Here is an 18,720-nt window from a genome sequence, read left to right on the forward strand (position 1 = left end):
CCGCTTCCTGCCAGCCACAAGCCGGGCCGGAAGACACTCTTGTTGACTGCCCATACCCCGGAGCCTGTCATGACTGCTTTCCAACGACTCATTCTGCGCGCCAGCGGCAGCCGCTCTCGCGCGGCAAATGCCATCACCCTGCGCAGCCTGATCACGCTCATCGAGGGCTGCCTGCTGGTGGCGCTCGGCGTACGCCTGTTGCAGGCCGGTGGCCTGCTGGTCAGTGGCACTGCCGGCATGTCGTTGCTGGGTGCCGACCTGACAGCACTGAGCTTCGGCAGCCTGTTCTTCCTGATCAACCTGCCCTTCTACGGCCTGGCCTGGAAACAGCTGGGGCTGAATTTCACCCTGCGCACGCTGGGCTGCGTCAGCCTGCTCTCCGTGCTGTCCGATGTGCTGGCGGTCAGCTTGCCGCTGGGTGCCGTCAGCCTGCCGGTCGCGGCAATTGCCGCAGGCCTGTTGATCGGCCTGGGCATCACGCTGCTGTTTCGCGAGAACGCCTCGCTGGGCGGCCTGAACATTCTGGCGCTGCATCTGGAGCGACGCTTCGGCATCCATGCCGGTCGCACCACCTTCGCCTTCGACCTGCTGCTGATCGCGATCGCCGCGCTAGTCTACCCCTGGCCACAGGTCATCTGTTCGGCGCTGGCATTCGCGACACTGTCCTTCGTGCTGGGCCGCTATCATCGCCGCACGCCTCAGACCGCACAGCCTGCCTCACCGGCGCATGACAAGCAGGTGCAGACGGCTCACTAGCGGCGACCGCGTCCCCCGTTGGAAGAACCGCCACCCTTGTACGAGGCGCCCTTGCCGGCCGAGCTGTTTTTCCCCGAGCTCGTGTTGCCGTAACTCTTGCTGCTGCCGCCCTTGTTGGCAGAGGTCTTGCTGTTGGCAGAGGCCTTGCTGTTGCCCGCGCCACGCTCATTGCGGCCATCACTGGCATTGCCACGCGTGCGCGGCTTGAGTCCGCTGGCAAGCTTGCCGTCGCTTCTGCCTTCCTGATTGCCACGCCCCGTGGTGCGCTCGTCAGAACGCTCGCGACGCCCTGCACCCTCCTGCTTGGCTCCTGAACGATGGCCCGGATGGCGTTGATCAGCGCCGCGCTGACGTGTCTCGCGTTTATCAGGGCTGCGCTGATCTGAACTGCGCTGACGTGTGTCGCGCTGGCCGGATCCGCTCTTGCCGCCTTCCTGGCGCCGAGTCCCGCTACGCCGGCCAGCATCCGTATCCTGGGCGGCGCGCTGATGGCGCGCGGCCGTCGCATGCTGGGAAGGAGGCGGTGCCGCCGCCAGGCGCGAGGCTTCCTCAGTGCCGCTGGAGCCCTCGATCATCTGCTGGATATCCGCCATCTCGCGCTGGGTGAGATACCGCCATTCGCCGACTCCCAGCCCGTCCAGGCTGACATTCATGATGCGCACCCGCTTGAGCTTGAAGACCTCATAGCCCAGCGCCTCACACATGCGACGGATCTGACGGTTGAGGCCCTGGGTCAGGATGATGCGGAACACATAGGTCGAGATCTGCTCGATGCGACACGGCTGGGTGATGGTGTCCAGAATCGGCACGCCAGCGGCCATGCGCTTGAGGAAGTCGCCGTTGATCGGCTTGTCGACCCGCACCACGTATTCCTTCTCGTGGGCATTGCCGGCACGCAGGATCTTGTTGACGATATCGCCGTCACTGGTCAGGAAGATCAGGCCATCGGAGGGCTTGTCGAGGCGACCGATCGGAAAGATGCGCTTGGGATGACCGATGTAATCGATGATGTTGCCATCGACATGGCGCTCGGTGGTACAGGTGATGCCCACCGGCTTGTTGAAGGCCAGGTAGACCGCTTCCTGCTTGGCTTTCAATGGCTTGCCATTGACCAGCACCTCATCGCCCGGCGCGACCTTGGTGCCCATTTCGGGCACGACACCATTGATGGTCACTCGTCCTTCGGCGATGTAGCGGTCCGCCTCGCGCCGCGAGCAGAAGCCCGTTTCGCTGATGAACTTGTTGAGGCGGGTAAGCGATGCGTCGCGATCAGTCATGGCAGGTCACGTGCGTGCGCCGGGCGATGAACGCGCAGCGGACGGAAGGGGATAAGAAGGCAGGCGCACAGGATACCAAAAACGGCAGCCCTGAGGCTGCCGTTGGCACAATGAGACTGGGCTCATCTACTGCTGCGCCAGATATGGCGCAGCCGTCTTGCATCGCAAATTACTCGACCGTGACACTCTTGGCCAGGTTGCGCGGCTGATCGACATCGGTGCCCTTGAGCACGGCGACGTGATAGGACAGCAGCTGCAGCGGCAGGGTGTAGAGAATCGGCGCCAGCACTTCGCTGACATGCGGCATGCGCAGCACGCGCACGCCTTCGCTCTCTTCAAGGCTGATGTTCTCGTCAGCGAACACGTAAAGCTCGCCGCCACGCGCGCGCACTTCCTGCAGGTTCGACTTGAGCTTCTCGAGCAGCTCGTCGTTCGGCGCCACCGCCACTACCGGCATGTCAGCATCGACCAGTGCCAGCGGGCCATGTTTCAGCTCACCCGCCGGATAGGCCTCGGCGTGGATGTAGGAGATTTCCTTGAGCTTGAGCGCGCCTTCCAGTGCGATGGGGAACTGGGTGCCACGCCCGAGGAACAGCGCATTGTGCTTGTCGGCGAAGGCCTCGGAGAGACGCTCGATCTCGCTGTCCATGGCCAGTGCCTTGGTGACCAGCGACGGCAGCTGACGCAGCTCGCGCACCACCTCGGCTTCACCCGCCTCATCACCGCCACGCACACGACGCAGCGACAGTGTCAGCAGCATCAGGCCGACCAGCTGGGTGGTGAAGGCCTTGGTGGAGGCGACGCCGATTTCCGGGCCGGCCATGGTCATCAGGCTGAGGTCTGATTCCCGCACCAGCGAGCTGCCCGGGACGTTGCAGATCGCCAGGCTGCCGAGGAAGCCACCCAGCGACTGGGCATAACGCAGCGCGGACAGCGTATCGGCGGTCTCGCCGGACTGGGACAGGGTGACGAACAGGGTGCCATCGGCGACCACCACCGGACGGTAGCGGAACTCGGAGGCAACCTCGACCGCCGCCGGAATGCCGGCCAGACGCTCGATCCAGTAACGCGCGACCATGCCGGCGTGGTAGCTGGTACCACAGGCGACGATCTGTACCTGCTTGACCTGGCGGAAGAGGTTTTCCGCCTCGCTGCCGAAGCTGCGCACCAGCACGTGATCACCGTTCAGGCGGCCTTCCAGCGTGGCGGCCAGCACACGCGACTGCTCGTGGATTTCCTTGAGCATGAAGTGACGATAATCGCCCTTGGAAGCGGCATCCTGCGCGTGCTCGAAGGTCTGCACCGGACGCTCGCTGGCCTCGGTGACCAGACGCTCGCCCTGCTCGAAGATCTCGATCTGCTCGGCGGTCATGCGCACCAGATCGCCTTCCTTCAGGTAGATGAAGCGATCGGTGACCTGCAGCAGCGCCAGCTGATCGGAGGCCAGGAAGTGCTCGTCGATCCCGACACCGATCACCAGCGGGCTGCCCTGACGCGCGCCGATCAGCACGTCCGGCTGGGCACGATGCACCACGCCCAGCGCGAAGGCGCCATCGAGCAGCGCCACGGCCTTCTGCACCGCGGTCAGAAGGTCCTGACTCAGGGTGTATTCCCGCGCCAGCAGGTGGGCGACAACCTCGGTGTCCGTCTCGGAGGTGAAGACGTAGCCCTGACCTTCCAGCTCGCGCTTGAGGGTCTCGTAATTCTCGATGATGCCGTTGTGGACCACGGCCAGGCTATCGCCGGACTGGTGCGGGTGGGCATTGGCTTCACTCGGCGCGCCATGGGTGGCCCAACGGGTGTGCGCGATGCCGACACGGCCCTTGAGCGGGGCTTCCTCGAGGCGGCTCTGCAGCGCCCCGACCTTGCCCAGCGCACGCACGCGGTTCAGGCGGCCTTCTTCGGAGAGGACGGCCATGCCCGCGCTGTCGTAGCCACGGTATTCGAGGCGATGCAGGCCCTCGAGCAGGATGTTCTGGACGTTACGACTGGCGACGGCGCCGACGATGCCACACATGAGCGATCTCCTTATGCAGTTGCTGGCTCGATGAGCGGGGCGATCAACACCTCGACGCCATGAGCACAAATCTGGTCACGCGCAGCATCAGGCAACGCGTCATCGGTTATCAGGGTACTGACGCTGGACCAGGCCAGCTCCAGGTTGGGAATGCGGCGGCCCAGCTTGTGGGATTCCGCCATCACCACCACTTCACGCGACACCTCGGCCATCACGCGCGACAGGCCGATCAGCTCGTTGAAGGTGGTGGTGCCACGCTCGAGATCGAGACCATCCGCGCCGAGAAACACCTGATCAAAGTCATAGCTGCGCAGCACCTGCTCCGCCACCTGCCCCTGGAAGGAATCGGAGTGCGGGTCCCAGGTGCCACCGGTCATCAGCAGCACCGGCTCGTTTTCCAGCTCGCGGATGGCATTGGCCACGCTCAGCGAGTTGGTCATCACGATCAGGTCATCCCGGCCCTTGAGCTCGGGAATCAACACCACCGTGGTGGTGCCACTGTCGATGATGATGCGCTGATGCGCACGGATACGGCTCGCGGCGAGGCGGGCGATGGCCTGCTTGGCGGCGCTGACCGGCTCGTCATGCACCAGCAGCTCACGCGGCATGGCCACGGCGCCGCCATAGCGTCTGAGCAGCAGGCCACTCTTCTCGAGGAAGGCCAGGTCCTTGCGGATGGTGACCTCCGAGGTGGCAAGCTCCCGCGCCAGTGCCTCGACACTGACCTCACCGTCACGCGCCAGCTGATCAAGGATCTGGTGACGCCGTTGTGGTGTCAGTCGCTTTGACATCGGGGACTCCCATAAAGTTTCGAACCGAAAGATAAGAGAGATGAATCGAAACATCAAGTGAAAGACGCTAGAGGATGAGACGATTCACTCCCGGCAGGTCGTCCAGCACAATCAGCCGTGACGAAAAACGGGGAGACACCTGTCGGTGCCTCCCCGCCGGTGATGCTCATCTCCCCTCAGGGGCAAGCATCGCTACCACAACTGCCGATCACAACTGCCGATCACTTCTTGGTCGGACGCGGCCATTCAGGCTTGTCGATACGCTTGCCACGCGCCACGCTCAGCGCGCCCTCGGCGACATCGCGGCTCAGGGTAGAGCCGGCACCCACGGTGGCACCGGCACCGATCTTGAGCGGTGCCACCAGCGCCGAGTTGGAGCCGATGAAGGCATTGGCGCCGATTTCGGTGCGGAACTTGTTGGCACCATCGTAGTTGCAGGTGATGGTGCCGGCGCCGACATTGACGGCCTCACCGAGGGTGGCATCGCCGACATAGCTCAGGTGATTGATCTTGGCATCGACACCGACTTGGGCATTCTTGGTCTCGACGAAGTTGCCGATGCGTGCGCCACGCGCAAGCTCGGTGCCCGGGCGCAGACGCGCGAACGGACCGACGTTGTTGTCGCCTTCCAGCACGGCGCCGTCGATGACGCTGTGCGGCGCGATGTTGGCGCCGGCACCGATGGTGGCATTGCGGATCACGCAGTGGGCACCGATGACCACATCATCCGCCAGGGTGACGTCGCCTTCGAAGATGCAGCCGACATCGATGCTGATGTCAGTGCCGATGATCAGCTTGCCGCGCACGTCGATGCGTGCCGGATCGGCCAGGCTGGCGCCTTCGGTCATCAGGCGGTTGGCCTCACGACGCTGGAAGGCACGCTCGAGATCGGCCAGCTGCAGGCGGTTGTTGACGCCCTGCACTTCCTCGACCGCCGCCGGCTGGGCGGTGGCAATGTTGACGCCTTCGCTGGCTGCCATGGCGATGATGTCGGTCAGGTAGTACTCGCCCTGGGCATTGTCGGCGGACAGCGCCGGCAGCCAGCGCTTGAGCTGGGCACCAGTGGTGGCGAGGATACCGGTGTTGCCTTCCTGGATGGCCAGCTGCTCCGGCGTGGCATCCTTGTGCTCTACGATGGCGCTGACGCGACCTTCGGCGTCACGCACGATACGGCCATAGCCTGTCGGGTCTTCCAGAATCACCGTCAGCAGGCCCAGAGTCTGCTCACTGACTTCGGCCAGCAGCGCCTCGAGGGTCTCGCGACGAATCAGCGGCACATCGCCATACAGGATCAGCACCTTGCCATCACCGATGGCGTCCAGTGACTGGGCCACGGCGTGGCCGGTGCCCTTCTGCTCTGCCTGCACCGCGAAGCTGGCGCCGGTATCGGCCAGCTGCTGCTGGACGCGCTCACCACCATGACCGATGACGACATTCAGATGCGCACCGTCCAGGCCTGCAGCGGTGTCAGCCACATGACGCACCATCGCCTTGCCTGCCAACGGGTGCAGCACCTTCGGCAATTTGGAACGCATGCGGGTGCCCTGGCCTGCGGCAAGAATGACGACGTCGGTACGCTCTGCGCTGCTCATCGGTGAACTCCTGTAGAAAGCGGGTCTTCATACCTGAAGCCCTGAAAATAGTGGCGCCATGATAGCAGCTGATCCGTGACCTGCCAGTGACGAGGTTTACCCACGGGACTGTCGCCGAGAACAGACCCGATAAAGTAGCAGTGCTCCCGCAAGGGCTCTCAGCCAACCGGCTCAGCGCTCAAGGTGCTGACGGATGAGCTCGCTCAACCTTGAATCGCGCCAGGCTACCCCAGCGGCAAGACGGGTAATCCTCTGGTGACGAGCACAAAAAAAGGCGACCCGAAGGTCGCCTCTTTCCTGTCACTGGCCGTCATGGCCCAGTGCATCTCAGCGCGTGTGACGACGCATCTGCTGCACGGTGCGCAGCTTGGCCATCGCCTCGGCCAGTTCGGCCGTGGCGCGTGAGTATTCCAGTTCGGAAGCCTGGTCGTTCATGGCCTTCAAGGCCACTTCCTTGGCTTCCTGGGCTGCCGCCTCATCCAGATCGTCGGCACGTACTGCGGTGTCGGCGAGGACTGAAACGAGGTTCGGCTGCACTTCGAGGAATCCGCCACTGACGTAGTAGATTTCCTCGGCCCCACCCTGACGCTGAACGCGAATCGGGCCGGGTTGCAGCTCGGTCAGCAGCGGAGCGTGACCCGGCATGATGCCGAGGTCACCTTCGCTGCCGGCAGCCACGAGACGTTCGACCAGGCCGGAAAAGATGCCTTTCTCAGCGCTGACGATGTCGCAATGGACGCTCATAGCCATACCTGTTTCCTCATGCCTGAACAGGGAAATTACATGCCCTTGGCTTTCTCGACAGCTTCGTCGATGGTGCCGACCATGTAGAACGCCTGCTCCGGCAGTGCGTCATATTCGCCGTCCAGGATACCCTGGAAGCCGCGGATGGTGTCCTTGAGGGACACGTACTTGCCCGGCGCGCCGGTGAAGATTTCCGCAACGAAGAACGGCTGTGACAGGAAGCGCTGGATCTTGCGCGCACGTGCCACGGTCTGCTTGTCTTCGTCAGACAGCTCGTCCATCCCGAGGATGGCGATGATGTCTTTCAGCTCCTTGTAGCGCTGCAACACACCCTGAACGTTACGGGCAGTGTTGTAGTGCTCTTCGCCAACGACCAGCGGGTCGAGCTGACGAGAGGTGGAGTCGAGCGGGTCAACGGCCGGATAGATACCCAGCTCGGCAATCTGACGGGACAGTACGACAGTCGCGTCAAGGTGCGAGAAGGTGGTCGCCGGAGACGGATCGGTCAAGTCATCCGCGGGGACGTAGACGGCCTGCACGGAAGTGATCGAGCCAGTCTTGGTAGAAGTGATGCGTTCCTGCAGGACGCCCATCTCTTCCGCCAGAGTCGGCTGATAACCTACCGCGGACGGCATACGACCCAGCAGTGCGGACACTTCGGTCCCCGCCAGGGTGTAACGATAGATGTTGTCGACGAACAGCAGAACGTCACGACCTTCGTCACGGAACTTCTCGGCGATGGTCAGACCGGTCAGCGCCACGCGCAGACGGTTACCCGGCGGCTCGTTCATCTGGCCATAGACCAGGGCAACCTTGTCGAGAACGTTGGATTCCTTCATTTCGTGGAAGAAATCGTTACCTTCACGAGTACGCTCACCCACGCCCGCGAACACGGAATAACCGCTGTGCTCGGTGGCGATGTTGCGGATCAGCTCCATCATGTTGACGGTCTTGCCGACACCGGCGCCGCCGAACAGACCGACCTTGCCGCCCTTGGCGAACGGGCAGACCAGGTCGATGACCTTGATGCCGGTTTCCAGAAGCTCGTTGGACGCTGCCTGTTCCGCGAAGCTCGGGGCTGCACGGTGAATCGGCATGTGCTCTTCAGCACCCACGTCGCCAGCTTCGTCGATCGGCTGACCCAGCACGTTCATGATGCGACCCAGAGTCGCCGTGCCGACCGGCACGGAGATCGGAGCACCGGTGCTCTCAACTGCGAGACTGCGCTTGAGGCCTTCGGTCGAACCCATTGCGATAGTACGGACCACGCCGTCGCCCAGCTGCTGCTGGACTTCGAGTACGGTCTCGCTATCGGCGACGTTCAGGGCGTCGTAGACCTTGGGCACTGCGTCCCGCGGAAACTCGACGTCAATCACCGCGCCGATGATTTGTACGATACGTCCGCTCATTCCTGGTTCCTCTTAAACCTGCGATTGAAACCTGCTTGCCTGTTGCCACGCTGTCATCAGACGGCGGCGGCACCGGATACGATCTCGGAGATTTCCTGAGTGATCGCTGCCTGGCGGGCCTTGTTGTAGACCAGCTGAAGGTCGTCGATCAGGTCGCCGGCGTTATCGGTCGCACTCTTCATTGCGATCATTCGCGCTGCCTGTTCGCAGGCGATGTTCTCGACCACGGCCTGGTAGACCTGGGCCTCGACATAGCGCTTGAGCAGCTTGTCGAGCAACGAGACGGCATCCGGCTCATACAGGTAGTCCCATGTAGTGGGACCGGTTTCTTCGTCATTCAGATCAGCTTCGAGAGGAAGCAGCTGACGCACGACCGGCTTCTGCGTCATGGTGTTGACGAACTCGTTGAACACCACGTACAGACGGTCGAGGCTGCCCTCGTCGAATGCGTCCAGCATGGCCTTGACGCTACCGATCAGATCCTGGGTACCCGGGGAATCCCCGAGACCGGACTTGGCGGCAAGCAGGTTGCCACCGTAGTTGCGGAAGAAGGTACCGGCCTTGGAGCCGAGGGCACAGAAGTCCACCTCGACACCCTGGTCGCGCCAGCTCTTCGCATGCTTGGTGACAGCCTTGAACAGATTGGCGTTCAGGCCACCACACAGGCCGCGATCACTGGAGACCACGATATAACCGACACGCTTCACATCGCGTTCCATCAGATACGGATGGCGATATTCCGGGTTGGCCCGGGCGATGTGTCCTACAACCTTGCGGATCTGATGAGCATAAGGCTGGCTGGCCGCCATGCGATCCTGCGCTTTACGCATCTTGGACGCAGCCACCATTTCCATGGCGCTGGTGATCTTTTGCGTATTTTTGATGCTCCCGATCTGGGAGCGAATCTCTTTTGCAGCTGCCATAGCGATCTGCCTTATTCATGCCACCCGAAGGGAAACGACAGGGCCCGGACTGGCCGGGCCATGCCACTTACCAGCTTTGAGTCGCCTTGAACTTCTCGACGCCAGCCTTGAGACCATTCTTGATCTCGTCATCGTAGCCGCCGGACTGATTGATCTTGTCCAGAAGATCCGCGTGCTCGGAGCGCATGAAGTCCAGCAGCGCCTTCTCGAAGCCCAGCACCTTGGCGACGTCGACGTCGTCCAGGTAGCCTTCGTTGGCCGCGAACAGCGAGATCGCCATGTCGGCCACGGACATCGGAGAGTACTGCTTCTGCTTCATCAGCTCGGTGACACGCTGACCATGCTCGAGCTGCTTGCGGGTCGCTTCGTCCAGATCAGAGGCGAACTGGGAGAAAGCTGCCAGCTCACGGTACTGAGCCAGTGCCAGACGCACACCACCACCCAACTTCTTGATGATCTTGGTCTGAGCAGCACCACCGACACGGGAAACAGACAGACCCGCGTTGATGGACGGACGGATGCCGGAGTTGAACAGGCTGGTCTCGAGGAAGATCTGACCGTCGGTGATGGAGATCACGTTGGTCGGAACGAACGCAGACACGTCGCCACCCTGGGTCTCGATGATCGGCAGCGCAGTCAGGGAGCCGGTCTTGCCTTTCACTTCACCCTTGGTGAACTGCTCGACATAATCGGCGTTGACGCGTGCGGAACGCTCAAGCAGACGGGAGTGGAGATAGAAGACGTCACCCGGGTAGGCTTCACGGCCCGGCGGACGCTTGAGCAGCAGGGAGATCTGACGATACGCCCATGCCTGCTTAGTCAGATCGTCATAGACGATCATCGCGTCTTCACCGCGGTCGCGGAAGTACTCACCCATGGTGCAACCGGCGTACGGTGCCAGGAACAGCATGGCAGCCGGATCGGAAGCGCCAGCAGCGACGATGATGGTGTGTTCCATCGCGCCGTGCTCTTCGAGCTTGCGCACGACGTTGGCAATGGTGGACTGCTTCTGGCCGACGGCGACGTAGACGCAGGTAATGCCCTTGCCCTTCTGATTGATGATGGCATCAATCGCGATGGCGGACTTACCAATCTGACGGTCACCGATGATCAGCTCGCGCTGACCACGGCCGATCGGCACCATGGCATCGATGGACTTCAGACCTGTCTGCACCGGCTGGTCGACCGGCTCACGGGCGATGACGCCCGGAGCGACCTTCTCAACCGCGTCAGTCAGCTTGGCGTCGATCGGGCCTTTGCCGTCAATCGGGTTACCCAGCGCGTCGACCACACGGCCGACCATTTCCGGGCCTACCGGCACTTCGAGGATACGACCGGTGCACTGCGCGGTCATGCCCTCTTCGAGCTGGAGGTAGTCACCCAGAACGACAGCACCGACGCTGTCGCGCTCAAGGTTAAGCGCCATACCAAAGACGCCACCCGGGAATTCAATCATCTCACCGAACATGACGTCTGCGAGGCCGTGGATCTGCACGATGCCGTCGGAGACGCTGACGATGGTGCCCTGATTACGGGCTTCGGATGCGACGTCAAGCTTTTCGATACGCTGCTTGATGATGTCGCTGATCTCGGAAGGATTCAGTTGCTGCATGCCATGTCCCTCGGACTCAGGAGTTCAGTGCTTCGGAAAGCCGGGCCAGCTTGCCGCGCACGGAGCCGTCAATGACGGTATCTCCGGCACGGATGATGACGCCGCCGAGCAGCGTACTATCCACCTGAGTGGTAATGGAGATGTCGCGGTTCAGACGCTTGCGCAGGGCAGTGGCGAGCTTTTCTTCCTGCTCACTCTCCAGTGCAAAGGCAGACACCAGGGTCACCTCGACACGCTGTTCCTGCTCGGCCTTCTGGGCCTCGAACAATTCGGCCACGGAGGGCAGGGCCGCAAGGCGGTCCTGCTCACCGAGAGTCCGGATGAAGTTGCGGGCGCTGTCATCCAGCGCCTCACCGCACACGTCCAGGAAGGTGCCAACCTTGTGCTCGGTGGAGAGCTTGGGGTTGTCGAGCACCGCCTTGACGTTTGCGTCGACAGCGACGAGCGCCGCTGTCGACAACATGCCGGACCAGGCCTCTAGCGCCTGCTGGCCGCGTGCAAACTCGAACGCCGCCTTGGCGTACGGGCGAGCCGCGGTGGAGGTAGACGTTTCAGCCATGGAATCAGTCTCCTCAGAGCTCGGCAGCGAGCTTGTCAATCAGCTCGCGGTGCTTGGCTTCGTCGATGGAGGATTCCAGGATGCGCTCGGCGCCGACCACTGCAAGAGCAGCGACCTGACCACGGAGCTCGTCCTTGGCCTGGTTGATCTCCTGGGAGATTTCGGCACGGGCCTGCGCAACGAGACGCTCGCCTTCCGCACGTGCAGTTTCACGTGCTTCCTCGATCATCTGGTTGGAGCGCTTATGGGTCTGCTCAATGATGCGTGCTGCTTCATCCTTGCTTTCCCGCAGAGTCTCGGTGGCTTTTTCCTGCGCCAGTTCGAGGTCACGGGTAGCACGGCTGGCAGCATCCAGACCATCTGCAATCTTCTTCTGACGTTCTGCCAGAGCCTGTGTGACCGGCGGCCAGACATACTTCATGCAGAAATAAACGAAGACCGCAAAGGCGATGGCCTGACCAATCAGGGTTAAGTTCAGATTCACGCCAGCACCTCTCGCTTCACGATTGTTGGGTCAAAAACACGGTAGGCCGGAGGCCAGCCGATGTTTAACCGACAAACGGGTTGGCGAAGGTGAAGAACAGCGCGATACCAACACCGATCATGGTCACGGCATCCAGCAGACCAGCGACGATGAACATCTTGACCTGCAGCTGCGGGATCATTTCCGGCTGACGCGCTGCGCCTTCCAGGAACTTGCCACCGAGGATACCGAAACCGATGGCGGTGCCCAGGGCGCCCAGGCCGATCAGCAGGGAGACGGCGATAGCGGTCATGCCAAGAACTTGTGCTTCCATTGTGGAACTCCAGTTTTAGTCAAGTTTAAGTCAAGGGTTGAGGGTGTGAGCAGAGCTCGGAAATCTTGCCCCACGCCACGGATGGCGTGGGGCGAATTACATCAGTGGTCTTCGCTGGCCATGCTCAGGTAGACGATGGTCAGCATCATGAAGATGAATGCCTGCAGGGTGATGACCAGGATATGGAAGACCGCCCACGGGAAGTGCAGGGGCAGCTGCCAGATACCGACCAGCGAGATCAGGATGAAGATCAGCTCGCCTGCATACATGTTACCGAACAGACGCAGCGCCAGAGAGATCGGCTTGGCGATCAGCGTCACGAACTCAAGCAGGAAGTTGACCGGAATCAGCGCGATCTGTGCCAGCTTGTTCGGGGTGTTGAACGGGTGCAGCGTCAGTTCGGCCAGGAAGCCCTTGAGGCCCTTGACGCGAATGGAATAGAAGATGATCAGCGCGAACACGGACAGTGACATGCCCAGCGTGGCATTGATGTCAGTGGACGGCACCACCTTGAAGAACACGTGAGCCGGATCGGCGCCGAACATCTCACCGACCTTGGCAGCAACGCCAGGCAGCCAGTCGACGGGGATCAAGTCCATCAGGTTCATCAGGAAGATCCAGCAGAAGATCGTCAGTGACAGCGGTGCGATCAGGCGTGAACGACCGTGGAAGGTCTCACGCACGGACTGATCGACGAACTCGACCATCAATTCGACGAAGTTCTGCAGACCGCTGGGAACGCCAGTGGTGGCGGACTTGGCGACCTTGCGGAACAGGCACAGGAAGATCAGGCCCAGACCGATCGACCAGCCCATGGTATCCAGGTGGATGGCCCAGAATCCCATGTCGGCCGCTTCCTGAGCGCTGTGCGCCAGTGACCATCCGTGTTCCGGGTGGTTGCCGTACGTCAGATTCTGCAGGTGGTGCTGAATATATTCGGAGGGACTCGGGTTGGTGCCTGCCATGACTCTGCCTCAGGTTCGTGTGTACGGTGTTCGCTTCACCAGCCAGGGGCCCAGCCAGTGAACCGCCATTGCCGCCACGTAAGCGCAAAAAAATAAAGCGGGGTTTGAGGGCGGCACTGCAATGAAGAAGAACGCAAACAATACGGCCGTCAAACCGAACTTACCGGCCTCGGCCTGATAGAAGGCCTTGACCATTGCCTGGGCGTAGCGTGCACCGGTCACACGCAGTGAACGCCAGGCGAAAAACAGATTGGGCAGCAGGCAGACCAGCCCACCACACAGCGCGGAAAGCGCCGCACCACTGCCTTTCATCACTCCCGCCAGCAAGACGGCAATCACGATGACCAGCGCCTGGCCCCAGAGCAATCGAGCCACCTGAGGGCGTTGTAGAGCAGCGGGTGTCGTCTTGTGCATCTTGGACCTGTGTCTCGCAATGATGGCCTTCGCCATTTCTGGCGCTGCGCTGGACACAGCCCGGGAGCAAACTCGCCGGATTATAGGGGAGCGCTTCACCGCCATCAACCAAACGACAAGCTAAATTCCTTGATCTTTCGCAAGCTTACGACCAAAGCCTCACTATCTTGCGGGAAACCGATGACAGTTTGCTTACGTTGACAGTCGCTTGCGGTGCGAGCGACACAGGGTTGCATGAATCACAACCTGACGTCAGCAACATCCTTCAATATCTTGAATGTCAGATGCATTTCGCGCCCCTGCGACAATGAGTCACAGGGGCGCGAAAGAGGATCGTGATCCGTCACGCGGAAAATTGCCGTCAGGGAAGGTGTGACGCACGGTCAGCCCTCCCCTGCTCACCCACTAGTGGATATGGCCGAGAATGCCATCCAGCTCATCCAGACTGGTGTAGGAGATGGTGACCTTGCCCTTGCCGCTCTTGCCGTGACGGATATTGACGGCAGCGCCCAGTTGCTCCGAGAGGCGCGTTTCCAGACGCTGGATGTCGGCGTCCGGTCGTGCCGGTGCCGGCTTGGGCTGCTCACCCTTCTGCACGCTTTTCACCAGCGCTTCGGTCTGGCGCACGGTCAGCTCACGCTCGACCACTTCATGGGCCAGCTTGCGCTGGCGTGCCGGAGTCAGGCCGATCAGGGCACGGGCGTGCCCCATATCGAGCTCACCGCGCTCCAGCAGGGTCTGCACTTCCTGCTCCAGCGTCAGCAGTCGCAGCAGGTTGGTGACCTGGGCGCGTGAACGCCCGACGGCGTCGCCCACCTGCTGCTGGGTCAGCTCGAATTCCTCGAGCAGGCGCTTGAGCGCCAGGGCTTCCTCGACCGGATTGAGGTTCTCGCGCTGGATATTCTCGATCAATGCCAGCGCGAGCGCGATCTCATCGCTGATGCCTTCGCGGACGACGGCAGGAATGGTATCCAGCTCCGCCAGCTGCGAGGCACGCCAGCGGCGCTCGCCGGCGATGATCTCGTAGCGCCCCTCCCCCACCGGCCGCACCACGATGGGCTGCATCACGCCCTGAGCCCGGATGGAATCCGCCAGCTCCTCGAGCGCCTCCGGCTGAATGTCACGCCGTGGCTGATACTTGCCACGCTGCAGCTGCCCGAGCGGCAGGCGCTCGAGGCGCTCGCTGGGCAATTCCGCCGTGGCAGCGGCCGGATTCGCGGCCAGCGCGGCATCCGGTGACGCATCGATGGCGTCGCCATCGACAGCTTCTATATCGGCTTCGACATGGCGGCGGCGGTTTCCGGCGCCAATCAGGGCATCCAGGCCCCTTCCCAGGGCACGCTTACGCGTCATGGACCTTCCTCGGTGAAGTTACAGCGAGAGACGACGAATCAATTCCTTGGCGAGCACCCGATAGGCCTGGCTGCCACGCGACAGACGCGCATACTTGGTCACCGGCAGGCCGTGGCTCGGCGCTTCCGCCACACGCACGTTGCGCGGAATGGTCGCCTTGATCAGGGTATCGCCAAAGTAATCGGAAAGTTGCTTGCTGACATCGCGGGTCAGACTGTTGCGAGCGTCGTACATGGTACGCACGATCCCGAACACGTCGAGGGCCGGATTCACGTTGCCTTGAATCTGCTCGACGGTATCGAGCAGCGCTGACAGACCTTCCAGCGCGTAGAACTCGCACTGCAGCGGGATCAGCACGCCATGGGCGGCGGTCAGGGCATTGACGGTCAACATGTTGAGCGAGGGCGGGCAGTCGATCAGTACCACGTCATATTCCGCGGCGATCGGCGCCAGAGCTTCCGTGAGGCGGCGCTCACGCCCCTCGACACCGAGAAGATCGACCTCGGCGGCGGTAAGGTCGCCATTGCCGGGCAACAGGGCGTAGCCGGCATCGGGACAATCGAGAATCACGTCACTGGCACGCAGCTCACCCAGCAGCACATCCAGCACGCTGCCTTCGAGGTCGTGCTTGTCGATGCCGCTGCCCATGGTGGCATGGCCCTGCGGGTCGAGATCGATCAGCAGAACGCGGCGATCGAGTGCCGCCAGCGACGCCGCCAGATTGACGGCAGTGGTGGTCTTGCCGACGCCACCCTTCTGGTTGGTCAGCGCGATGATCTTGGTCACGAGCGACTTCCTTGGTTCCTTGAGAAGCGGGGCCATTGGCACCAGCCACATGCTCACGAGGACAGATCAATGATCTGCCCTCGTGAAAACATCAGGCTGCCTGCCTTTTGCGCCCGGCACAATCCCTGCGCACGCCTTGAGGCGCTTTATCAGTCGCGCTTGAGGCGCAGAAGGTGACGCTCCCCTTCCTCGCCCGGCACTTCCAGCACCAATGTCTCGACCAGCGAGACACCCATCGGCAGGCGGGCAATCTCATCACTGGGGATGCGCCCTTTCATGGCCAGCCATTCGCCGCCCTCGGCGAGCACGGCCGCCGACAGATTGACGAAGGCATCGGTATCGGCGAAGGCACGCGAGATGATCTGTTCGAACGGCGCGCCATCATAGGCTTCGATACGGACCTGGGTCGGGCTCAGATTCTTGAGGCCCAGCTCATGGCCGGCCTGAATCTGGAAGCGCACCTTCTTGCCATTCGAATCCAGCGGCACGACGGCGATGTCGGGACGCATGATCGCGATCACGATGCTGGGCAGGCCCGGGCCGGCGCCGACATCCAGAAGGCGTGGCCCACTGATATAAGGCAGCACACTGAGGCTGTCGAGCAGATGACGAGTCACCATCGCCTCCGGCTCACGTACCGCGGTGAGGTTATAGGCGCGATTCCACTTGTGCAACAGCACCAGCAACGTCATCAGCTGGGCGTGCTGTTCCTCGCTCAGCGCCACTCCCATGGCGCTGGCACCACGACTGAGCAGCTGAGCGCAACGTTCACTCTGTGTCTCGTTGAGCGTCTGGCTCATTGCGCGGCTCCCGTGTCAGCCGTTGCGGCATCTGCGGGTGTCTCCGCCTTGATCAGCTGACGCTTCTTCAAGTGAATCAACAGGATAGAGACAGCTGCCGGCGTGACACCGGAAATGCGACCGGCCTGGGCCAGCGTCGCCGGGCGCGCTTCGTTGAGCTTCTGCTTGATCTCGTTGGAGAGACCATCGACGGAATCATAGTCGAGGCTGGTCGGCAGTTCGGTGTGCTCGTGACGACGCAGGCGGTCGATCTCTTCCTGCTGACGCTGGATATAGCCTGCGTACTTGGCAGTGATCTGTACCTGTTCGGCGATGCGCCAGTCGTCGACCCCTCCCCCTTTCAGGCCTGCCACATCCGGATACTCGAGCTCCGGGCGCTTGAGCAGCTCCATCAGGCTGGCTTCGCGCTTGAGCGGCGAGCTGAGCTTGTCGCTCAACGGGGCCAGCTCCGGGCTCTTCGGCGTCAGCCAGGTGCTCTCGAGACGCGCGGTCTCGCGGGCGATGGCTTCACGCTTGCGATCGAAGGCTTCCCAGCGGGCGTCATCGATCAGGCCCAGCTCGCGACCCTTGGCGGTCAGACGCAGATCGGCATTGTCCTCACGCAGCAGCAGGCGATATTCGGCACGCGAGGTGAACATGCGGTACGGCTCGCGCGTGCCGAGGGTGATCAGGTCATCGACCATCACACCGGTGTAGGCCTCGTCACGCAGCGGATGCCAGGACTCGTCGTCAGTGGCGCGCAAGGCGGCATTGACGCCCGCCAGCAGCCCCTGGGCACCGGCTTCTTCATAGCCGGTGGTGCCATTGATCTGACCGGCGAAGTAGAGGTTCTTGATGAAACGCGTCTCCAGGGAGTGATGCAGGTCCTGGGGATTGAAGAAATCGTACTCGATGGCGTAGCCGGGACGCGTGATATGCGCGTTCTCCATGCCACGGATCGAGCGCACCACCTCGAGCTGCGTATCGAAGGGCAGCGAGGTGGAGATGCCGTTGGGATACAGCTCATGGGTATTCAGGCCTTCCGGCTCGATGAAGACCTGGTGGCTGTTCTTGTCGGCGAAGCGATGCACCTTGTCCTCGATGGACGGGCAGTAACGCGGCCCGATGCCATCGATGACGCCGGAGTACATCGGCGAGCGGTCGAGATTGGCGAAGATGATCTCGTGAGTGCGCTCGTTGGTGTGCGTGATGTAGCAGTTGACCTGCTCCGGCTGCATCTCACGGCTGCCCATGTAGGACATCACCGGACGCGGCGTGTCACCCGGCTGGGCTTCCATCTTGCTGAAGTCGACGCTCTTGGCATCGATGCGCGGTGGGGTGCCGGTCTTGAGGCGATCGACCCGGAACGGCAGTTCACGCAGACGCGATGCCAGGCCATTGGCGGGAGGATCACCGGCACGGCCACCGGCATGGTTGTCCAGACCGATGTGGATCACGCCGCCGAGGAAGGTCCCGGTCGCCAGCACCACCGTGGTGGCGTGGAAGCGGATCCCGGTCTGGGTGACGACACCCCGCACGGTCTCGCCTTCGACGATCAGGTCTTCCGCACCCTGCTGGAACAGCGTCAGGTTCGGCTGGTTTTCCAGCACGTTGCGGATCGCGGCCTTGTACAGCGCCCGGTCAGCCTGTGCGCGAGTGGCACGCACTGCCGGCCCCTTGCGGGCATTCAGGGTGCGGAACTGGATACCCGCCATGTCGGTGGCCAGGCCCATGGCACCGCCCAGCGCATCGATCTCCTTGACCAGATGGCTCTTGCCGATCCCGCCGATGGCGGGATTGCAGGACATCTGGCCCAGCGTCTCGATGTTATGGGTCAGCAGCAGGGTCTGACGGCCCATGCGGGCAGCAGCCAGTGCGGCTTCCGTACCGGCATGACCGCCGCCGATGACGATCACGTCAAAGCGGTTCGGGTAATCCACGTTGGC

General features: G+C 62.2%; 18 protein-coding genes. 1 reads left to right on the top strand and 17 read right to left on the bottom strand.

What is annotated here, in order from left to right; translation table 11 throughout:
- Nucleotides 1-69: 69 nt before the first annotated feature.
- The gene (locus tag U0O11_RS17370; RefSeq protein WP_082388683.1) at nucleotides 70-756 is read left to right on the top strand and encodes a YitT family protein; all 687 of its coding nucleotides are present in this window, start codon (nucleotides 70-72) and stop codon (nucleotides 754-756) included.
- Here U0O11_RS17370 and rluF read toward each other — a convergent pair.
- The 17 genes from rluF to mnmG form a co-directional block, all read right to left on the bottom strand.
- Complete coding sequence (gene rluF / locus U0O11_RS17375; protein ID WP_324690913.1) at nucleotides 753-2,033, bottom strand: 23S rRNA pseudouridine(2604) synthase RluF; 1,281 nt, start codon at nucleotides 2,031-2,033, stop codon at nucleotides 753-755. The two genes, U0O11_RS17370 and rluF, sit on opposite strands and share 4 nt — an antisense overlap.
- Nucleotides 2,034-2,202: 169 nt before the next feature.
- The gene (gene glmS, locus U0O11_RS17380; RefSeq protein WP_324690915.1) at nucleotides 2,203-4,050 is read right to left on the bottom strand and encodes a glutamine--fructose-6-phosphate transaminase (isomerizing); all 1,848 of its coding nucleotides are present in this window, start codon (nucleotides 4,048-4,050) and stop codon (nucleotides 2,203-2,205) included.
- 11 nt (nucleotides 4,051-4,061) lie between these two features.
- Nucleotides 4,062-4,841, bottom strand: coding sequence for a DeoR/GlpR family DNA-binding transcription regulator (locus U0O11_RS17385; RefSeq protein ID WP_253063544.1), 780 nt, complete (start codon nucleotides 4,839-4,841; stop codon nucleotides 4,062-4,064).
- 221 nt (nucleotides 4,842-5,062) lie between these two features.
- Nucleotides 5,063-6,433: a bifunctional UDP-N-acetylglucosamine diphosphorylase/glucosamine-1-phosphate N-acetyltransferase GlmU gene (glmU, locus tag U0O11_RS17390; RefSeq protein WP_324690918.1), complete on the bottom strand. Its 1,371-nt coding sequence runs from the start codon at nucleotides 6,431-6,433 to the stop codon at nucleotides 5,063-5,065.
- Nucleotides 6,434-6,760: 327 nt separating this feature from the next.
- A complete protein-coding gene (locus tag U0O11_RS17395; protein ID WP_054556360.1) occupies nucleotides 6,761-7,183 on the bottom strand; it encodes a F0F1 ATP synthase subunit epsilon in 423 nt (140 codons plus the stop codon).
- A 29-nt stretch (nucleotides 7,184-7,212) separates the two neighbouring features.
- Entirely contained in the window at nucleotides 7,213-8,586 is a 1,374-nt protein-coding gene (gene atpD / locus U0O11_RS17400) for a F0F1 ATP synthase subunit beta (protein WP_043331716.1), read from the bottom strand.
- A gap of 56 nt (nucleotides 8,587-8,642) precedes the next feature.
- A complete protein-coding gene (gene atpG / locus U0O11_RS17405; protein ID WP_043331714.1) occupies nucleotides 8,643-9,509 on the bottom strand; it encodes a F0F1 ATP synthase subunit gamma in 867 nt (288 codons plus the stop codon).
- Between the two features lie 67 nt (nucleotides 9,510-9,576).
- On the bottom strand, nucleotides 9,577-11,121 hold the full coding sequence (gene atpA / locus U0O11_RS17410) for a F0F1 ATP synthase subunit alpha (protein WP_043331712.1): 1,545 nt from the start codon (nucleotides 11,119-11,121) through the stop codon (nucleotides 9,577-9,579).
- A gap of 16 nt (nucleotides 11,122-11,137) precedes the next feature.
- A complete protein-coding gene (locus tag U0O11_RS17415; protein WP_043331710.1) occupies nucleotides 11,138-11,680 on the bottom strand; it encodes a F0F1 ATP synthase subunit delta in 543 nt (180 codons plus the stop codon).
- A 13-nt stretch (nucleotides 11,681-11,693) separates the two neighbouring features.
- Nucleotides 11,694-12,164 carry a F0F1 ATP synthase subunit B gene (locus U0O11_RS17420; protein ID WP_043331708.1) on the bottom strand — a complete coding sequence of 157 codons (471 nt, stop codon included), beginning with the start codon at nucleotides 12,162-12,164 and terminating at the stop codon, nucleotides 11,694-11,696.
- A 64-nt stretch (nucleotides 12,165-12,228) separates the two neighbouring features.
- On the bottom strand, nucleotides 12,229-12,477 hold the full coding sequence (gene atpE, locus U0O11_RS17425) for a F0F1 ATP synthase subunit C (RefSeq protein ID WP_011508579.1): 249 nt from the start codon (nucleotides 12,475-12,477) through the stop codon (nucleotides 12,229-12,231).
- A gap of 101 nt (nucleotides 12,478-12,578) precedes the next feature.
- Nucleotides 12,579-13,442: a F0F1 ATP synthase subunit A gene (atpB, locus tag U0O11_RS17430; RefSeq protein WP_043331706.1), complete on the bottom strand. Its 864-nt coding sequence runs from the start codon at nucleotides 13,440-13,442 to the stop codon at nucleotides 12,579-12,581.
- A 9-nt stretch (nucleotides 13,443-13,451) separates the two neighbouring features.
- Complete coding sequence (locus U0O11_RS17435; RefSeq protein ID WP_043331819.1) at nucleotides 13,452-13,856, bottom strand: ATP synthase subunit I; 405 nt, start codon at nucleotides 13,854-13,856, stop codon at nucleotides 13,452-13,454.
- A gap of 405 nt (nucleotides 13,857-14,261) precedes the next feature.
- Nucleotides 14,262-15,209 (bottom strand): ParB/RepB/Spo0J family partition protein, encoded by a 948-nt coding sequence (locus U0O11_RS17440; RefSeq protein ID WP_043331703.1) that lies wholly within the window; start codon nucleotides 15,207-15,209, stop codon nucleotides 14,262-14,264.
- Nucleotides 15,210-15,227: 18 nt separating this feature from the next.
- Nucleotides 15,228-15,995 carry a ParA family protein gene (locus U0O11_RS17445; RefSeq protein ID WP_043331702.1) on the bottom strand — a complete coding sequence of 256 codons (768 nt, stop codon included), beginning with the start codon at nucleotides 15,993-15,995 and terminating at the stop codon, nucleotides 15,228-15,230.
- Between the two features lie 149 nt (nucleotides 15,996-16,144).
- Nucleotides 16,145-16,795 (bottom strand): 16S rRNA (guanine(527)-N(7))-methyltransferase RsmG, encoded by a 651-nt coding sequence (rsmG, locus tag U0O11_RS17450; protein ID WP_324690929.1) that lies wholly within the window; start codon nucleotides 16,793-16,795, stop codon nucleotides 16,145-16,147.
- Nucleotides 16,792-18,714: a tRNA uridine-5-carboxymethylaminomethyl(34) synthesis enzyme MnmG gene (gene mnmG / locus U0O11_RS17455; RefSeq protein ID WP_324690931.1), complete on the bottom strand. Its 1,923-nt coding sequence runs from the start codon at nucleotides 18,712-18,714 to the stop codon at nucleotides 16,792-16,794. Before mnmG ends, rsmG begins: the two co-directional genes overlap by 4 nt.
- Nucleotides 18,715-18,720 lie beyond the last annotated feature (6 nt).

It is taken from the genome of Cobetia sp. D5 (assembly GCF_035666195.1).
Taxonomy (GTDB): Bacteria; Pseudomonadota; Gammaproteobacteria; order Pseudomonadales; family Halomonadaceae; genus Cobetia; species Cobetia amphilecti.